This is a genomic window from Pedococcus sp. NPDC057267, from assembly GCF_042668795.1.
GTDB lineage: Bacteria > Actinomycetota > Actinomycetes > Actinomycetales > Dermatophilaceae > Pedococcus.
In genome coordinates, this window is record NZ_JBHUYG010000042.1 from 16,677 (window position 1) to 34,656 (window position 17,980).

At 72.3% G+C, this 17,980-nt stretch carries 13 protein-coding genes and 1 riboswitch; of the genes, 10 read left to right on the forward strand and 3 right to left on the reverse strand.

Translation table 11 applies throughout. The features are described from left to right. Window positions 1-33: 33 nt before the first annotated feature. Together cobN and bluB are read left to right on the forward strand one after the other, a co-directional pair. On the forward strand, window positions 34-3,738 hold the full coding sequence (gene cobN / locus ACFUC1_RS10850; RefSeq protein ID WP_379119531.1) for a cobaltochelatase subunit CobN: 3,705 nt from the start codon (window positions 34-36) through the stop codon (window positions 3,736-3,738). Continuing rightward, window positions 3,735-5,555: a 5,6-dimethylbenzimidazole synthase gene (bluB, locus tag ACFUC1_RS10855; RefSeq protein WP_379119534.1), complete on the forward strand. Its 1,821-nt coding sequence runs from the start codon at window positions 3,735-3,737 to the stop codon at window positions 5,553-5,555. The genes cobN and bluB overlap by 4 nt, the downstream gene beginning before the upstream one ends. Here the strand turns inward: bluB and cobF are convergent. Then, window positions 5,534-6,325, reverse strand: a complete 792-nt coding sequence (gene cobF, locus ACFUC1_RS10860) for a precorrin-6A synthase (deacetylating) (protein WP_379119536.1) — start codon at window positions 6,323-6,325, stop codon at window positions 5,534-5,536. The two genes, bluB and cobF, sit on opposite strands and share 22 nt — an antisense overlap. Further along, window positions 6,322-7,758, reverse strand: a complete 1,437-nt coding sequence (locus ACFUC1_RS10865) for a cobyric acid synthase (protein WP_379119538.1) — start codon at window positions 7,756-7,758, stop codon at window positions 6,322-6,324. Before ACFUC1_RS10865 ends, cobF begins: the two co-directional genes overlap by 4 nt. Before the next feature lie 58 nt (window positions 7,759-7,816). Between ACFUC1_RS10865 and ACFUC1_RS10870 the strand changes: the two genes are divergently transcribed. The 8 genes from ACFUC1_RS10870 (at window position 7,817) to thiC (ending at window position 14,863) form a co-directional block, all read left to right on the forward strand. Beyond that, the gene (locus ACFUC1_RS10870; protein WP_379119540.1) at window positions 7,817-8,419 is read left to right on the forward strand and encodes a histidine phosphatase family protein; all 603 of its coding nucleotides are present in this window, start codon (window positions 7,817-7,819) and stop codon (window positions 8,417-8,419) included. A gap of 188 nt (window positions 8,420-8,607) precedes the next feature. Then, window positions 8,608-8,719, forward strand: a riboswitch (TPP riboswitch). After that, the gene (thiE, locus tag ACFUC1_RS10875) at window positions 8,714-9,406 is read left to right on the forward strand and encodes a thiamine phosphate synthase (RefSeq protein WP_379119543.1); all 693 of its coding nucleotides are present in this window, start codon (window positions 8,714-8,716) and stop codon (window positions 9,404-9,406) included. Its footprint overlaps the riboswitch before it by 6 nt. Further along, window positions 9,397-10,566 carry a glycine oxidase ThiO gene (thiO, locus tag ACFUC1_RS10880; protein ID WP_379119545.1) on the forward strand — a complete coding sequence of 390 codons (1,170 nt, stop codon included), beginning with the start codon at window positions 9,397-9,399 and terminating at the stop codon, window positions 10,564-10,566. Before thiE ends, thiO begins: the two co-directional genes overlap by 10 nt. Before the next feature lie 46 nt (window positions 10,567-10,612). Continuing rightward, window positions 10,613-10,813, forward strand: a complete 201-nt coding sequence (thiS, locus tag ACFUC1_RS10885) for a sulfur carrier protein ThiS (RefSeq protein WP_379119547.1) — start codon at window positions 10,613-10,615, stop codon at window positions 10,811-10,813. Window position 10,814: 1 nt separating this feature from the next. Then, window positions 10,815-11,639: a thiazole synthase gene (locus ACFUC1_RS10890; protein ID WP_379119549.1), complete on the forward strand. Its 825-nt coding sequence runs from the start codon at window positions 10,815-10,817 to the stop codon at window positions 11,637-11,639. Then, window positions 11,636-12,292, forward strand: coding sequence for a thiamine phosphate synthase (locus tag ACFUC1_RS10895; RefSeq protein WP_379119551.1), 657 nt, complete (start codon window positions 11,636-11,638; stop codon window positions 12,290-12,292). Before ACFUC1_RS10890 ends, ACFUC1_RS10895 begins: the two co-directional genes overlap by 4 nt. A gap of 29 nt (window positions 12,293-12,321) precedes the next feature. Continuing rightward, entirely contained in the window at window positions 12,322-13,134 is an 813-nt protein-coding gene (thiD, locus tag ACFUC1_RS10900) for a bifunctional hydroxymethylpyrimidine kinase/phosphomethylpyrimidine kinase (protein ID WP_379119553.1), read from the forward strand. Between the two features lies 1 nt (window position 13,135). Beyond that, window positions 13,136-14,863 carry a phosphomethylpyrimidine synthase ThiC gene (thiC, locus tag ACFUC1_RS10905; protein WP_379119555.1) on the forward strand — a complete coding sequence of 576 codons (1,728 nt, stop codon included), beginning with the start codon at window positions 13,136-13,138 and terminating at the stop codon, window positions 14,861-14,863. An 81-nt stretch (window positions 14,864-14,944) separates the two neighbouring features. On the opposite strand, the gene ACFUC1_RS10910 is transcribed toward thiC, so the two are convergent. Further along, window positions 14,945-17,470, reverse strand: a complete 2,526-nt coding sequence (locus tag ACFUC1_RS10910; protein ID WP_379119557.1) for a bifunctional FO biosynthesis protein CofGH — start codon at window positions 17,468-17,470, stop codon at window positions 14,945-14,947. Window positions 17,471-17,980 lie beyond the last annotated feature (510 nt).

Here is a 17,980-nt window from a genome sequence, read left to right on the forward strand (position 1 = left end):
GCCCGGGGCGCGGACCCCGGCCAAGGAGCACAGGTGCCCCGCATCGCCCTGCTGTCCACCTCCGACACCGACCTGCTCAGCGCCCGCGCGAGCGGCGCCGACTTCCTCCTCGCAAACCCATCGCGGCCACAGCACGTCGACCTCACCGACCAGCTGGCGCGTGCCGACGTCGTCGTGGCCCGAATCCTGGGGGGCCCGCAGGACCTGTGCTCCGGCTTCCGCGGGATCGCCGAGACCGGAGTCCCCCTTGTCGTGCTCGGGGGCGAGCAGGCACCCAACGCGGCGCTGATGGAGCTGTCGCGCCACGTCCCCGCTGGGGTCGTGCACGAGGCCCACCGCTACCTCGCCCAAGGCGGCCCGGACAACCTTCGCCACCTGCACGCCTTCCTTTCCGACACCCTGCTCATGACCGGCCAGGGCTTCGAGCCTCCGGCTGAGCTACCCGTCTGGGGAGTGCTCGACCGGCCCGAGGTCGACCCGGCGACACCGCCCGCCGTGAGCGTCGAGCTGGGCGTTCAGGGCGCGGTGCGACCGCGCGTCGGCGTGCTGTTCTACCGGGCCCAGCAGGCGGCGGGCAACACGGCCTACGCGCACGCCCTGTGCGACGCGATCGACGCGGCCGGCGGAGTCGGGGTCCCGGTCTTCGCGGCGTCGCTGCGTGACGCGCCCTCGGACCTGCTCGAGCGCCTGGGCACCCTCGACGCCCTCGTCACCACGGTCCTGGCTGCCGGCGGCACCCGCCCGGCCCAGGCACAGGCGGGTGGCGAGGACGATGCATGGGACGTGCAGGCGCTCGCCGCACTCGACATCCCGATCCTTCAAGGGCTGTGCCTGACCTGGAGCCGCTCCGAGTGGGCGGAGTCGCCCGAGGGGATGTCACCACTCGACGTCGCAACCCAGGTCGCCGTGCCGGAGTTCGACGGGCGGATCATCACGGTCGCCTTCTCCTTCAAGGAGATCGACGGCGACGGGCTCCCGCGCTATGTCGCGGACCCGGAACGCTGCGCGAGGGTCGCAAAGATCGCAGTCAACCACGGGCGGCTGAGACACGTTCCCACGGCGCATCGCCGGGTTGCGGTGGTCCTGTCGGCCTACCCGACCAAGCATGCGCGCATCGGCAATGCCGTGGGGCTGGACACACCCGTCTCCACCGTGCGGCTGCTGCGCGCCATGGCGGACGCCGGGTACGACCTCGGCACACCCGGTGCGATCCCCGGGCTGCACGCCGTGGAACCGGTCGAGGGCGAGGCCCCCGACACCACTGCCGGCAACGCCTTCATCCACGCGCTCATTGCCGCCGGGGGCCAGGATCCCGACTGGCTCACGCAGGAGCAGGTCGAGGGCTTCCACGTGCGGATTCCCGCTTCGACGTATGCCGGATGGTTCGAGCAGCTCCCCCACGACCTGCGCGCCGCGATGATCGCACACTGGGGCGAGGCCCCCGGGAGCCTCTACGTCGATGACAGCGCTGCAGAGCCCGAGATCGCCTGCGCCGCAATGGTGTCCGGAAACGTCGTGGTGCTCGTGCAGCCCCCGCGTGGCTTCGGCGAGAACCCGATCGCCATTTACCACGACCCCGACCTACCTCCGTCCCACCACTACGTCGCGACGTACCGCTGGATCGAGGAGGAGTTCGGCGCGCACGCTGTCGTGCACGTCGGCAAGCACGGCAACCTCGAGTGGCTTCCCGGGAAGAACCTCGCGCTCTCGCCCTCGTGCGGCAGCGACGCAGCCCTGGGCTCGCTGCCGCTCATCTACCCCTTCCTGGTCAACGACCCTGGTGAGGGCAGCCAGGCCAAGCGACGCGCGCACGCGACGATCGTCGACCACCTCGTGCCCCCGATGGCGCGTGCGGAGACCTACGGCGACGTCGCGAGGCTGGAGCAGCTCCTCGACGAGTACGGCAACGTCTCGGCGATGGACCCCGCCAAGGCGCCTGCCCTTCAGGGCGAGATCTGGACTCTCCTGACCGCCGCGCGGATGGACCAGGACCTTGGCCTCACGGACCGGCCGGACGAGGACCGGTTCGACGACCTGGTGGGGCAGATCGACTACCACCTCTGCGCCATCAAGGACGTGCAGATCCGGGACGGACTGCACGTCCTGGGCCAGGCGCCGCAGGGGGAAGCCCTGGTCAACCTCGTTCTTGCGATCCTGCGGGCCGGTCAGGTGTTCGGCGGCCGCGACGCCGCTGTCCCCGGCCTGCGCACGGCCTTGGGGCTCGCCGAGGAGTCCTCGACGGCGCGCACCGACGAGGTGGAGGCGTTGGCCCGAGAGCTCGTGGTCCGGGTGGCGGCCGCCGGGTGGTCGGCCGATGCGGTCAAGGGGGCGGTGGCCGACGTGTTGCCAGACCCGACGGGCGCGCCCAACCCGTCCGGGTCGCAGGTCGACCGCGCGGGTGTGGTGGCTTCCCTGCGGTTCGCCTGCGAGGAGGTGGTGCCCCGGCTGGCGGCGACCACCCGTGAGATGTCGACGGTGCTGCACGCCCTCGACGGCGGGTACGTCCCCGCGGGTCCCTCCGGCTCGCCACTGCGCGGGCTGGTCAACGTGCTCCCAACCGGCCGCAACTTCTACTCGGTCGATCCCAAGGCGATACCCTCGCGACTCGCCTTCCAGACGGGCACGGCGATGGCCGACTCGCTTGTCGAGCGCTACCGCGAGGAGACGGGCGCCCACCCCGAGTCGGTGGGCCTGTCGGTCTGGGGAACTTCGGCGATGCGGACGTCAGGTGACGACGTGGGCGAGGTACTCGCGCTGCTCGGCGTGCTGCCCGTATGGGACGCCCAGTCGCGGCGCGTCACCGGCCTGGAGACCTTGTCGCTGCAGGAGCTGGGGCGCCCGCGAATCGACGTGACCGTCCGGATCTCGGGCTTCTTCCGGGACGCGTTTCCCCACGTCATCGCCTTGCTCGACGACGCCTTTGAGCTCGTCGCCGCCCTGGACGAGCCGGATGAGCAGAACTTCATCCGCAAGCACGCGCGTGCCGATCTCGCCAGTCACGGTGACGAACGGCGTTCGCGCACCAGGATCTTCGGCTCCAAGCCCGGGGCGTACGGCGCCGGCATCCTGCAGGCGGTCGAGTCCGGCACCTGGCGCGACGGGGCCGACCTCGCCGAGGTCTACACCCAGTGGGGGGGGTTCGCCTACGGCCGCAACCTGGACGGCGTCCCTGCCCGCGACGACATGGAGCGGAACTACCGGCGCATCCAGGTGGCGGCGAAAAACGTCGACAACCGCGAGTCGGACATCCTCGATTCCGACGACTACTTCCAGTACCACGGCGGCATGGTGGCAACGGTGAGCGCGCTCACCGGCACCGAGCCGCGCGCCTACGTCGGCGACTCCACCTCGCCGGACGCCGTTCGAACCCGAACCCTGCAGGAGGAGACGAACCGCATCTTCCGGGCCCGAGTCGTCAACCCCCGCTGGATCGGCGCGATGCAGCGGCACGGCTACAAGGGCGCTTTCGAGCTGGCCGCCACCGTCGACTACCTGTTCGGCTTCGACGCCACCGCCGGGGTCGTCCCCGACTGGATGTACGAGTCGCTGGCACGCGAGTACGTCCTGGACAAGACGAATCAGGACTTCATGCGGCGCGCCAACCCGTGGGCGCTGCACGGCATCGTCGAGAAGCTGTCAGAGGCGGCCGAGCGCGGCCTGTGGGAGCAGCCCGACCCCGAGCTGCTGGCGGCGATGCAGCAGGTCTACCTCGACGTCGAGGGCGACCTCGAGGAGTGAGCACCTCGGACGACTCCTCCCGCTTCGCCCGGCCGGTGCCGCTGATCGGGGACACCTCGAGCGCGCGCGAACGCCGCGAGGACCCGACCGGCTGGGCCATGGGCCGAGCCGTCACCGACGCCCTCGCGCAGGTGGTTGCCGGGCGGCGCGACATCCGGCGGTTCCGGCCGGATGCCGTGCCGGACGACCTCGTGCGGACCGTCGTCGCGGCCGGCCACAGCGGCCCCAGCGTCGGCCACAGCCAGCCGTGGCGGTTCGTCGTCGTGCGCTCGGCGCAAACCCGGGACCGCGCGGCGCACCTGGCCGACCGGGCCCGGCTCGCGCAAGCCGAGCACCTCACCTCGGACCGGGCCAACCGGCTGCTCGACCTCAAGCTCGAGGGCCTGCGCGAGGCGCCGGTCGGGATCGTCGTGGCCTGCGACCGGCGCACCCCGGCCCTCGGGGTGCTCGGCCGCGCCACCTTCCCCGACGCCGACCTGTGGTCGTGCGCCTGCGCGATCGAGAACATGTGGCTCACCGCCCGGGCGCACGGCCTTGGCATGGGTTGGGTGACTTTGTTCGACCCGGCCGACCTCGCCGACCTGCTGCACCTGCCTGACGGGGTCGAGACGCTCGGGTGGCTTTGCCTCGGCTGGCCCGACGAACGCCCGCCCGCGCCGGGCTTGGAACGCGTGGCCTGGTCCTCGCGTACCCCGCTGGACGAGGTGCTGCTGCGCGAGCGGTGGCCGTCCAGCGACGGCGGGGCCCAGCCCGCACCTCCGCCCTCGCACCTCAGAGGCCCGTCTGGCGCTCGCCTCGTGGGTGCCACCGACGCCGCTGACGAGCTGCTCTCGCCGCCGGAGTCCCTGGGCGTCCTCGACCGGGCGATCTCGCGGGTCGAGTCGCTCGGGTCCCGGCCGGTGGTCGGCGGCACCCTGGTCCTCGTCGCCGCCGACCACCCCGTCGCCGCGCTCGGGGTGAGCGCGTACGCCGGCCACGTCACCCGCGACGTCGTCACGGCGGCAGTCGCCGGGATCTCGATGGGGTCCTCCGCCGCGACCGCCGCCGGCCTGTCGAGCGTGGTCGTCGACGCCGGGGTCGACGGGCCGGCCGTCACGGGCGCAGTCCCAGTCCGGCCCACCGGACCCCGTGGCGACCTCGTCACCGCCGACGGGCTCACCGCCGAGGACGTGCGCGCGCTCGTCGCCGCCGGGGAGCGTCTCGGCCGTGAGGTGGGTGCCACCGGCCTAGTGGCCCTTGGCGAGGTCGGGGTGGGCAACACCACGGTCGCGGCGGCGCTCACCAGCGCGCTGCTCGGCCTCGACCCGGGCGAGACCGTGGGCCTGGGCGCCGCGTCGGACCGGGCGATCCTCGAGCGCAAGCGCGACGTGGTGGCCCGGGCGCTCGACCGGGTCGCGCCCACCCTCGACTCTGCGAGGACCCCGGGCGACCGGGCGCTGGCGGCTCTCGGCGGGCTCGGCGGTGGCGAGGTCGCGGTCCTGACGGGGGTGGTGCTCGGCGCCGTCGCTGTCGGTGCCCCGGTCGTCCTCGACGGCCTCTGCGCGAGCCTGCCGGCCCTCGTGGCCGTGCGGATCGAGCCGGCGGTCCAGGCGCACCTCCTCGCCGGCCAGGTGTCGCGCGAGCGGGGCCACGCCGCCGTGCTGCGCGAGCTCGGGCTCGAACCCCTGCTTTCGCTGCGGCTGCGCTCCGGCGAGGGTGTCGGCGCGTGCCTCGGCGCCTCGCTCGTGCTCCAGGGCCTGGCCGTGCGGCGCACCGTGGCGCGCACCGGCGCGGCGACCCTGGCCGGCCCGTCGGGTCAGTCCGCCGACAGCGTGTAGACGTCCATCAGCCACCCGTGCTGCTCACGCAGCCGGGCGCGCAGCTCGACGACCTCCTCGATCACCTCGGCCAGCGGCCCGGCACGCAGCTCCTGCTGCGGCAGTCCGACGTATGCCCCCCAGCGCAGCACCAGCTCCGGCGCCTCGGCGGCCAGCTCGCGGCAGGTGAGGTGGCCGTCGAGCATGACGACGAGCGTGCCGAGGTGGAGGCCGGCGGCGCGGGCCGCGCGCCACTCGCCCACGAGCCGGCGCCCGGTCGTGACGTGGACCGGGGCGCCCACGGCGTGCAGGACCACCCCGTGCGCCGCCGCGAGCGCCTGGAACGCCGAGACCCCCGGGACGACGGTGACCTCGAGATCGACCAGGCGCGAGATCGCGTCGACGACCCGGATCGTGCTGTCGTAGAAGGCCGGGTCACCCCAGACCAGGAACCCGACGACGGCTCCCGGAGGCAGGCCGGCGACGATGCCGGCATAGGTGCTCGCCCGTGCCGCGTGCCAGTCGCGGACCCCCGCCTCGTACGCCGCGGTGCCACGTGGCGCGTCCGGCCCGCGCTCGGGGTCGGGAACGGTCACAAAGCGGTAGGGGTGAGTGGGGTCGATGAACCGGTCGCAGATGGCCCGGCGCAGGGCGACGAGCTCGTCAGTGGCCTCGCCCTTGTCGGCCACCAGGAACACGTCGACCTCGTTGAGCGCGGTGACGGCCTGCTGGGTGAGGTACTCGGGAGAGCCGGCGCCGATGCCGACGAGGTGGACGCGGCGGGCCGTCATCGGGCCCTCGCGAGGTCGAGGAGCGCGTCGAGGTCGAGGTGCTCGGTGACGGCGTCGGCGAGGGCGTCGACCATTGCCTCGCGGCGAGCGGCGAACGGGCGGGCGTCTGGGGCCGCGCGCCACGGCGACCCGGTGGCGTGCGCCACCTCGGTGAGCAGGGCGCGGCGGAACCCGTCGCACTCCAGCGTCCCGTGCCAGATCGTGCCATAGGTGCTGCCCGCCCGGGTCCCGCCGGGGAAACTGGGCTCGGCGGTGACGACGCCGTGGTGGATCTCGTACCCGGCGACGTCGTGGCCCTGCCACGCCCCGGTCGGGCGGCCTAGGACCTTGTCGGGGCCGAACACGGTGGTGGCCGGAAGCGCCCCGAGCCCATCCACGACCCCCACGCCGGACTCGACCGTGTCCACGATCCGGGTACCGAGCATCTCGTAGCCCCCGCACACACCCAGGACGGGACGCTGCGCCCGGACCCGCTCCAGGACCACGCCGGCGAGCCCCCGCTGGCGCAGCCAGGCCAGGTCCGAGACCGTCGAGCGGGACCCCGGCAGGACCAGCAGGTCGGCATCGCGGCATACCGAGGTGTCCGTCGTGACCCGCACCTCGACGCCGGGCTCGGCGGCGAGGGCGTCCACGTCGGTGGCGTTCGAGGCGCGCGGAAACCGAACGACGGCGACCCGCAGGGATGGGGTCGTGCCGTCACCGGGGACCCATCGGGCCGTCGACAGCGCGTCCTCAGAGTCGAGCCACACATCCTCCAGCCAGGGCAGCGTGCCCAACCACGGCATACCCGTGCGCTCGCTCACTACGGCCAGTCCCGGCGCAAGGACGTCCTCATCCCCTCGGAACTTGTTGACGACGTAGCCCGCCATCAGCACCCGGTCCTGCGGCTCGAGCAGCTCCCACGTGCCGACGAGGGCCGCCAGTGCGCCCCCGCGGTCGATGTCCGCGACGACCAGCGTGGGCAGTCCGAACCTGCGCGCGAGGCCCATGTTCGTGTAGTCGCCGGCGCGCAGGTTGACCTCGGCGGGCGACCCGGCGCCCTCGCAGACGACCAGGTGGTGGCTCCCGGCCAGCTCCTCGAAGGCGGCGTATGCAGCCTCGGCGAGGTGCCGGCGGCCAGTGGCGTACTCGCCGGCCTGCAGCTCGCCGGCCGGTCGTCCGCGGACGACGACGAACGCGCGGCGGTCCGAACCGGGCTTGAGCAGCACCGGGTTCATCAGGCTGGAGGCCTCGACCTGCGCGGCCTGCGCCTGGAGCCACTGTGCCCGGCCGATCTCGCTGCCGTCGGCGCAGACCATCGAGTTGTTCGACATGTTCTGGCTCTTGAACGGGACCACGTCGACCCCTGCGCGAGCCCAGGCCCGGCACAGGCCGGTGACCACGAGCGACTTGCCTGCGTCCGAGCTGGTGCCGCACACCAGGAGCCCACTCACGGCGGTCACGATAGCCGGGTGTCATCGGGCCGGGGCGCGGCCCCTCTACCCTGAGCCAGTGCTCCCCTCGCGCCGCCCCGACGAGGTCGTTGTCCACCTCGTCCGCCACGGCCAGTCCGAGTGGAACGTCCAGGGCCGACTCCAGGGTCAGAGCCCAGCGCCCGGGCTCACCCCGCTCGGCAGGGAGCAGGCGCGGTCTGCCGCCGAGCTGCTGGCCCGCCGGGTCAACGGCCCGGTCGCGCTCGTGAGCAGCGACCTCACGCGGGCACGGGAGACCGCCGAGACGGTGGCCGCTCGGCTCGGTGTCGCCACACGGATCGATCGGGGACTACGGGAACAGGGGCTCGGGACCTTGGAGGGGCGCCTCACCCGCGAGCTGCGTCCGGAGCCGACCCCGGACGGCGTGGACGTCGGAGACGTGCGGTGGGGCGGCGGCGAGAGCCTGCGCGACGTCCACGAGCGGGTGTGCGACCTGCTCCACCGGCTGCTGCCGACCGCGCCGCAGCACCTCGTCCTCATCTCTCACGGCGACACCATCCGGGTCCTGCGCGCCGCGCTTGCCGGCTCCGACCACCACGCCCTCGACTGGTCAACCGCGATCGGGAACGGCTGGGTCCGCTCGGTCGCGGTCGGTCGATCGGCGTGGAGCGCCAGGAGTTGAAGCGGGTAAGCCTCCAAGCACCGACGTGGCAGCCCGACCGTGGTGAGGCTGGAGGGGACTCCGCATTCCGGCGCGATGTTCTCTCTGCGCAAGGGTGCGGGATGCCCGGCCCGGAACACGGCCCGTTGGCTGGGGCGACGGCATGAGACGGCACTTGCGGGAGCAGGTAGCCGTGTGGCTAGGGTGGGACCGACCTTCACGGGAGTCCGGCGTACCGGGCTGAGAGGGGGCTGACACGGCCCCGACCGTCCACACCTGATCCGGATCATGCCGGCGCAGGGAGCCAGGAGTCCGATGTCTGCTACTTCGTTCGAGCCGGCGCGATACACCCCGTCGGATGCCGCCGTGGTGCCCCGGTTGCACGTGCTCACGGACACCCGCGATGGACGCGACCCCCTTCCTTGCGTGGCAGGCGCTCTGCAGGCGGCACACACAGTCGGCGCCTCGATCGCGGTGCAGGTGCGGCACAAGTCAGCGACAGACCGCGAACTGTTCCAGCTGACGCGTCGTGTCGTTGCGATGGTCGCCGAGACAGGGCCCCCACGGTGCTGGGTGGTCGTCGACGACCGCGTGGACGTGGCGTTGGCGGCGGGCGCGCACGGTGTTCATCTGGGCGCCCACGACCTGCCCGTCGACGTGGCGCGACACCTCGCCGCCGACCGTCTCCGTGTCGGCGGCACGGCCCGAGACCCGGCGGGGGCGAGGGTGCTCGTCGACTCGGGAGTCGCGTACCTCGGCGTCGGTCCGTGCTTCGAGACGAGAACCAAGCGCGGACTTCCGGCTCCGCTGGGCGTGCAGCGGCTGGGCGAGGTCGCGCGGGCCGCCAGCGTGCCGGTGGTCGCGATCGGGGGCGTGGACGCGGGGCGTGCCGCGGCCCTGGTCCGCGCGGGCGCCCACGGCGTCGCCGTGGTCTCGGCGGTGTCCGAGGCTGCCGATCCCCAGGCGGCCACTGCCCGTCTCCTGGAGGCGGTGGCGGTATGCCCGTGACCCGGGTGGCCGTCGTCGGCGGCGGCGTGGTGGGCCTGAGCTGCGCGTGGTGGCTCGCGCGCAGCGGGTGCTCTGTCGACGTCGTGGACCCCGCACCGGGACAGGGCGCCTCGCACGCCGCCGCCGGCATGCTCGCGCCGCTCAGCGAGCTGGTGCCGACCGAGGACCACGTGCTGCGCTTCGGCCTGCACTCGCTGCAGCTGTGGCCGGCCTTCGGGGAGGCCCTGGAGGCGGACTCGGGGTCGGGGATCGGCCTGCGACCCCGCGGCACGCTCCTGGTCGCCCACGACGCGGGGGACGCCGAGGAGCTCCAGCGGTTTGCGACCCTCCTGGCCCGGGACGGGTTCGAGGCCACCTCCCTGGGGTCCAGGGCCGTCCGGGACCTGGAGCCTGCGTTGTCACCGCGCGTCGTGTCCGGGCTGCACCTGCGTGGGGAGCAGAGCGTGGACAACCGCGCCGTCGTGCGGGCCCTGATGTCCGCGTGCGCCCGGACCGGTGCCCGCGTGCACCGGAACGCCGGGTCGCTGGCGCTGGACGGTGACCGGGTCGTCGGGGTGCGGACCAGGAGTGGGCTCGTCCCCGCCGAGCACGTCGTCGTCGCGGCCGGTCACCGCACCGACGAGGTCCTCGCCACCGCCGGGCTGGACGAGGGTCGGCGCCTGGTCCGTTCCGTGAAGGGACAGATCCTGCGGCTCGGCGGCCCGCCCGGCCTGCTGCGCCACACCGTCCGGGCCCGGGTTGCGGGCGAGCAGGTCTACCTCGTCCCGCGCGACAGCGGGGAGGTCGTCGTCGGGGCCACCAGCGAGGACGTCGGGGACGACACCCGACTCACCGCCGAGGGCATCCACCGGCTCCTGCAGGCGGCACTGACGGTGGTGCCCGGCCTCGCGGACCACGAGCTCTCCGACGCCGTCGCCCGCCTGCGTCCCGCCACACTCGACAACGGCCCCGTGATCGGCCCCACCACCACACCGGGGCTGCTCCTGGCCACCGGTCACTTCCGCGGCGGGGTCCTCATGGCGCCCGCGACAGCACAGGCGGTCACCGCCCTCGTGCAGGGAGCGACGACCAGTCCCCTGGTCGAGGAGCTGGCGCCGGCGCGGTTCGGCTGGCCCGCACCTGCAGCGCCCAGGTACGCACCCACTCTGGACCAATCGTGACCCTCGACGTCACCGCCGCCCCCGTCCCCGACTCCGAGGCCACCCCATGACCTTCACGCTCAACGGAAACCCGGCCGACCTGCCAGCGGGGACCACCCTCGCCGACATCGTCACGCAGCTCGGCCTGCCCGGCCGGGGCATCGCCCTCGCACTGGACGGCGAGGTCGTCGCGCGCTCCGCCTGGTCGCAGACGGTGGTCCCGGAGCGGGGACGCGTCGACATCGTCACCGCCATGCAGGGAGGCTGAGATGACTGTGGACAGCACCAGCCCCGCCGCCTCGGGTACGGCACACCCGGCACCGGCCGAGGATGCCCTGGTCATCGCCGGGCAGGCCCTCGACGGACGGCTGCTGCTCGGCACCGGCGGCGCCAGCAGCCTGACCGTGGTCGAGCAGATCATCCGGGAGTCGGCGGCGTCAGTGGTCACCGTCGCCATGCGCCGGGTCCCCGCCAGCGGAGCTGGCGGTCTCGTGGACGTCCTGCGTCGCACCGGGGTCCGGATCCTGCCGAACACGGCCGGCTGCTTCACGGCCCGCGAGGCCGTCCTCACGGCCCGGCTCGGCCGGGAAGCCCTGGAGACGGACTGGGTCAAGCTCGAGGTGATCGGGGACGACCGCACGCTGCTGCCCGACGGTCTGGAGCTGCTGGACGCCGCGGAGCAGCTGGTCGCCGACGGCTTCACGGTCCTCCCGTACACGACCGACGACCCCGTCCTGGCCGCCCGGCTGGCTGACACCGGCTGCGCGGCGGTGATGCCGCTCGGCTCACCGATCGGCAGCGGCCTGGGCATCCGGAACCCGCACGCGATCGAGCTGGTGCGCGCGGCCGTCGACGTGCCCGTCATCCTTGACGCCGGCATCGGCACCGCTTCTGACGCCGCCCTCGCGATGGAGCTCGGGTGCGACGCGGTCCTGGTCGCGAGCGCCGTCACTCGGGCGCACGACCCCGTCGCGATGGCGCGGGCGATGAGGTATGCCGTGAACGCCGGCCGGCAGGCGCGGCGGGCCGGCCGGATTCCCCGGCGCGAGGTCGCGGTGGCCTCCTCGCCCTTCGAGGGAATGGTCGGCCGGTGACGGAGACGTCGAGCGGCTCCCGAGCCGTACCTCGTTTCGTGCTGCTCACCGACCGGCACCTCCTGCCCTCCGGGTCGGAGCTCGAGGATGCGGTCGGCGCAGCGCTGGAGGGTGGCGTCGACGGGGTCGTCGTGCGCGAGCGTGACCTGGCGCCGGGGGAACGGGCGCGGCGGGGGTCCCGCCTCCGGGCGCTGACCACGACGCGGGGCGCTCTGTTCAGCTGGGCCGCTCCCGTCCCGGTCGGGGGCGGGGACGGGTACGGGGTGCACCTGCGTGCGGACGACGCGTTCCCGGCACCCCGCCCTGCCGTGGTGGGTCGGTCCTGCCACTCCACTGACGACCTGCGCCGGGCCGCCGCCGAGGGGTGCGACTACGTGACGTTGTCCCCTGTCGCGCCGACGAGGACCAAGCCCGGGTACGGACCGGCGCTGGGTCCGCACGGGCTGCAGGCCATGCTTCGGGAGGCGGGCTACGGGTCGAGCTCCCCACGGGTCCTGGCGTTAGGTGGCATCCACCCCGAGCTCGTCGCCCCACTCCTGGACGCGGGCGCCCACGGCATCGCCGTGATGGGGTCCTTGTTGGCACACGACGACATCCGCGCTCGCGCGGGGGCGTTCGCGACGTCGCTGTCGGTCACGACGGGGCGCGCATGACACCGGCACCCACCGCACGAGACCCTCGGGTGGCGCTGACCATTGCGGGCTCGGACAGCGGCGGCGGAGCCGGGATCCAGGCTGACCTGGCGACGTTCGCCGCCCTCGGCGTCCACGGGACGAGCGCGCTGACCGCGGTGACCGTGCAGGACACGACCGGGGTCCACGGTATACATCCGGTCCCACTGGACGTCATCGAGGCACAGGTGGCCTGCGTGACCAGCGACTACGCGGTGGCGTCGGTCAAGACGGGGATGCTCGGCAGTGTCGACGTGGTTCGCCTCGTTGCCAGGCTGGCCGCACAGGACCGGCTGCCGCTGCTGGTCGTCGACCCGGTCGCCATCGCGACCAGTGGTGACCGTCTCACCGGAACCGACGCGCTGCAGGCGATCGCCACCGACCTGCTCCCCCACGCCACCCTAGCGACGCCGAACGTCGAGGAGGCGGCTGCGCTGCTGGGCACCGCGCCCGCCACGTCGCTCGCGAGGCAGCGCGAGCACGCCCTGGCGCTGGCCGAGAAGGGCTGCGCGGTGGTGGTGACCGGCGGCGTCGACGGCCGAGACCGGGTCGACGTGCTGGCCCGGGACGGGACGACGCGCGAGCTGCGCGGACCAGCCATCGCCACACCCAACGACCACGGCACCGGGTGCACGTTCGCCGCCGCCGCCGCGGCCGTACTGGCGAACGGAGGCACCGTCCTGGCGGCGGTCACCGCGGCCCAACAGTTCGTCCGGGCGGCACTGGACGCCTCCGCCTCCTGGCGGCTCGGGCACGGCGCCGGTCCCGTCAGCCACCTCCTCCCTTCGACTCCCCGAACCCTTCCCATCCAGCAAGGAGCATGAGATGCACGGCAGCGCACGCAGCAAGGTCTACGTCCCGGGCAGTCGCCCCGACCTGCAGGTCCCCTTCACGCAGATCGCCCTGTCCGGCTCACCGGGACCGGGCGGCGTTCCCGTGCCGAACGAGCCCTTCCGCCTCTACGACACCTCCGGCCCCGGCTCCACGCCGGAGCAGGGCCTGCCGGCGCTGCGCAGGGAGTGGATCACCGAGCGCGGTGACGTCGAGGGCTACACGGGCCGGGACCGCTCCCTGGCCGACGACGGCCGCTCCGCCCTCCGGCGTGGTGCCGCGTCCGAGGAGTGGCGCGGCGCACGGCGCGAGCCGTTGCGGGGCAAGGCCGGCCGGTGCGTGACCCAGATGAACTACGCGCGTCAGGGCATCGTCACGCCCGAGATGGAGTTCGTCGCACTGCGCGAGGACTGCGACGTCGAGCTGGTCCGCTCGGAGGTCGCCGCCGGAAGGGCAATCATCCCCGCCAACATCAACCACCCCGAGAGCGAGCCCATGGTGATCGGGCGCGCCTTCCTGGTGAAGGTCAACGCCAACATCGGCAACTCCGCCGTCACCAGCTCGATCGCCGAGGAGGTCGACAAGCTCACGTGGGCCACCCGGTGGGGGGCCGACACCGTGATGGACCTGTCGACGGGCGACGACATCCACACCACGCGGGAGTGGATCGTGCGCAACTCCCCCGTCCCCATCGGCACCGTGCCGATCTACCAAGCCCTGGAGAAGGTCGACGGCGAAGCCCACCGCCTCACCTGGGAGATCTTCCGCGACACGGTCATCGAGCAGTGCGAGCAGGGCGTCGACTACATGACTATCCACGCCGGGGTCCTGCTGCGCTACGTCCCGATGACCGCCAAGCGGGTCACCGGCATCGTCTCCCGCGGCGGCTCGATCATGGCCGGGTGGTGCCTGGCCCACCACGAGGAGAACTTCCTCTACACGCACTTCGAGGAGCTCTGCGAGATCTTCGCCCGCTACGACGTCGCGTTCAGCCTCGGTGACGGGCTGCGGCCCGGATGCACCGCCGACGCGAACGACGAGGCCCAGCTGTCCGAGCTGCGCACCCTGGCCGAGCTGACGCAGAGGGCATGGGAGCACGACGTCCAGGTGATGGTCGAGGGGCCCGGACACGTGCCGCTCAACCTCGTCAAGGAAAACGTCGACCTGCAGCAGGACTGGTGCCACGGCGCACCGTTCTACACGCTCGGCCCCCTGGCGACCGATGTCGCTCCCGGTTACGACCACATCACCTCAGCCATCGGAGCGTCGCACATCGCCTGGCACGGCACCGCGATGCTCTGCTACGTCACCCCCAAGGAACACCTCGGCCTGCCCAACCGCGACGACGTCAAGACGGGCGTCATCACGTACAAGCTCGCCGCGCACGCGGCCGACCTCGCCAAGGGGCACCCGGGCGCGCGCGACTGGGACGACGCCCTGTCCAAGGCCCGGTTCGAGTTCCGCTGGGAAGACCAGTTCAACCTCTCCCTGGACCCGGACACCGCACGTGCCTACCACGACGAGACCCTCCCAGCGGCGCCGGCCAAGACGGCACACTTCTGCTCCATGTGCGGGCCCAAGTTCTGCTCCATGCGGATCAGCCAGGACGTGCGGCGGTATGCCGCGGAGCACGGGACCGACGGCGTCGCCGCCGAGGACGGGATGGTCGAGAAGTCGCGCGAGTTCGTAGAGCTGGGCGCCTCGGTCTACTTGGCGCCCTGAACAGTCGGGGGTGGCCGCTGGGCCACGTGCACCGCCAGGGCCACCCCGCCCCACCATCGACCTGAACGTGGAGCAGTCTTGTCACACGGTTGCGTAGCCGTAGGTCGTGTTCCGCTCTCGGACCAGCCTGTTCACGCCGGCTGCGATGTCGCTGAGCTCGGCGACGGTCTTGGCGGAGCCGTGCTCGGAGCCGGCCATCCGACTGATCGTCTCCTCCATGAGCGTGCCGCCGAGGTCATTCGCACCACTGCGCAGCATCGTCCGGGTCCCGTCGACACCCAGTTTCACCCATGAGGTCTGGATGTTGGGGATGAACCCATGGAGCATGATCCGCGCAACGGCGTGGACGGCGACGTTGTCACGCATCGTTGGCCCCGGCCGAGCGAGCCCGGCAAGGTAGATCGGTGCGTTCGTGTGGACGAACGGAAGAGGCACGAACTCGGTGAACCCTCCAGTGCGTTCCTGCAGCTCCCGCAGGGTTCTTAGGTGAGCGACCCAGTGCCCTGGGTGGTCGACGTGTCCGTACATCATGGTCGAGCTGCTGGGGATACCGAGCTCGTGGGCGGTGGCGACGATCTCGATCCACTGTGAGGCAGGCAGCTTGCCCTTGGTCAGGATCCAGCGCACCTCGTCGTCGAGAATCTCGGCGGCAGTGCCGGGGATGGAGCCCAGGCCCGCCTCCTTCAGCTCGGCGAGCCACTCGCGCGCAGGCACACCCGCCTTGGCAGAGGCGGTGGCGATCTCCATGGGAGAGAACGCGTGCACGTGGATACCGGGCGCCGCCTCCGTCACCGCCCGCACGATGTCCACGTAAGACATCCGACCCAGGGTGGGGTCGATCCCGCCCTGGAGACAGACTTCAGTGGCGCCGAGGGACTGTGCTTCGGCAGCACGCCGGCCGATCTGCTCCAGTGACAGGGTGTAGGCGTCCGCGTCGGTGCGGCGTTGTGCGAATGCGCAGAAGCGGCAGCCGACGTAGCACACGTTGGTGAAGTTGATGTTGCGGTTGACCACGTAGGTGACGTCGTCACCGACCACGTCGTGACGCAGGTCGTCGGCCAGCGCGGCCACGGCGTCCAGGTCGGCACCGTCTGCCGTCATCAACGCCAGGTACTCCTCCTCTGTGCATCCGGCGGGGTCGTCCTGCGCGCGGCGCAGGGCAGCCTTCACTGCAGCGTCGGCCGCCTGCGGACTCTCGCGACGCGCAGGCGTCACGGCTCGGTTGCCGACTTCCTGCCAGTCCCCGTATACCTGGTGGAAATCGCCGCGCCGGTCTGAGCTGCGGCCTTCCTCGTCGACGCCCCGGTGCAGGTCCACGCGACCGGTACCCGAGCCGCTGGCGGCCATGCCTCCGTCGGGCTCCTGCCACGGCCTACCCACCGCGAGCGCACCCTCACGAGCCAGGCCGGTCTTGGGATCGGCCAGCGCGCGCACGTGGCCGTGCAGCCGCGGGTCGATCCACGGCTCGTCCCGCTGCAACGCGCCCTGTACGAACAAGGGGTGGACCGTAAGGCGTTCCGCGAGGCGCAGGTCGGATGCCTCGGTCCGGCGCGCAACGTCATCGACCTCGGGCCACGGGCGCTCGGGGTTGACGTGGTCTGGTGTCACTGGTGATATTCCGCCCCAGTCGTCGACCCCGGCCGCGAGGAGCCTGTCGACCTGGTCGGGGTCGGACAGGTTGGGCGGCGCCTGTACCGAGACACCGGGCCCCAGGAGCAGCCGTGTCACCGCCACGGTGGCGAGGTACTCCTCTTGGTCGACGTCGGGGGTGGCACGCATGGCGGTGTCGTCCTTGGCTCGGAAGTTCTGGACGATGCATTCCTGGATCCCGCGGTACTCGCGGGCGACCCGACGGATGGCCAGGATCGAATCGAGCCGGTCGCGGACGTCTTCACCGATGCCGACCAGGATGCCTGTGGTGAACGGGACACCGACCCGCCCGGCGTCCTCCAGCACCCTTTGGCGGATCGCCGGGTCCTTGTCCGGTGAACCGAAGTGCGCCTGCCCGGGCTTCTCGAAGAGACGCCGGGACGTCGTCTCCAGCATCATGCCCATCGAGGGGGCGACCGGCTTGAGTCGCTGCAGGTCCGACCAGGACATCACCCCGGGGTTGAGGTGCGGCAGCAGGCCGGTCTCCTCCAGCACACGAACCGCCATGGCCCGGACGTAGGACAGGGTGTCCTCGTAGCCGTGGGCCTCGAGCCACTCCCGAGCTGCGGGCCACCGACCCTCGGGGCGGTCCCCCAGGGTGAACAGCGCCTCCTTGCATCCCTGAGCCGCGCCCCGGCGGGCGATGTCGAGCACGTCATCGGGCGACAGGTACGGCGCCGGCACACGGTGGGGGACGGTGGCGAACGTGCAGTAGTGGCACCGATCCCGGCACAACCGCGTCAGGGGTATGAAGACCTTCCGCGAGTAGGTCACGGTTCCCGGACGCCCGGCGCGCAACATCGCCGCGTCACGCACCCGGGTCGTGGCCGCGAAGAGAGCCTCGAGCTGGACGCCGCGCGCACCCAGCAGCACCAGGGCCTCGTCGTCGTCTAGGGCCTTGCCGTCACGAGCCCGGGCGACAGCGCGCCGCATCGCAGAGTCTGTCACTTGCCCCACGGTATCGGCAAAGGACGCCGGGTCGACGTCTGTACCAAGGCGTCAATGGAGGCAGTGCGCGACGGCCGATCGAGGATGGTGTGGGCCCGCGCACTGCCTCGACGTCCGGCCCCCCTTGTCGTCCGCCTTCCAAGTTCACGAGGTGACCCGCCCAGGACCTGCCGGCAATTGTGCCGGCATCGGCGTAACGGCAGCCAGGGCCCTGCGCCCACCCCTAAACGGCCAATCGGCCTTCCTCCATGCGCTGCAGGCCGCTCACTACGAAAAGGCAGGCGGCAGCCCCTCCTGGGCTCAGGCGAGCCCGCGATGCAGCGGCTCGCAAGCATCGTCGCTAGTTCGCCGACGGACCCTGTTCGTTCAGGCAGACACGATCTCGGGGGCTGCCCCTGGCCATGCAGTTTGGGCGCCGCTCCTCAGTTGAGTCCCCGATAGTGGTGTAGCGCGGTCGCCGTGATCGTCGGCGTGTTCGTCGTGGACGAGGAAGCGGCCACCGCGTGATCCTTCGAGTCA

What these genes read in the sequence shown, in the direction of transcription:
- cobF (WP_379119536.1), bottom strand. Translation starts at nt 6,325, where the DNA reads ATGACGGCCCGCCGCGTCCACCTCGTCGGCATCGGCGCCGGCTCTCCC.
- thiE (WP_379119543.1), top strand. Translation starts at nt 8,714, where the DNA reads ATGTCTGCTACTTCGTTCGAGCCGGCGCGATACACCCCGTCGGATGCC.
- thiO (WP_379119545.1), top strand. Translation starts at nt 9,397, where the DNA reads ATGCCCGTGACCCGGGTGGCCGTCGTCGGCGGCGGCGTGGTGGGCCTG.
- thiS (WP_379119547.1), top strand. Translation starts at nt 10,613, where the DNA reads ATGACCTTCACGCTCAACGGAAACCCGGCCGACCTGCCAGCGGGGACC.
- ACFUC1_RS10890 (WP_379119549.1), top strand. Translation starts at nt 10,815, where the DNA reads ATGACTGTGGACAGCACCAGCCCCGCCGCCTCGGGTACGGCACACCCG.
- thiC (WP_379119555.1), top strand. Translation starts at nt 13,136, where the DNA reads ATGCACGGCAGCGCACGCAGCAAGGTCTACGTCCCGGGCAGTCGCCCC.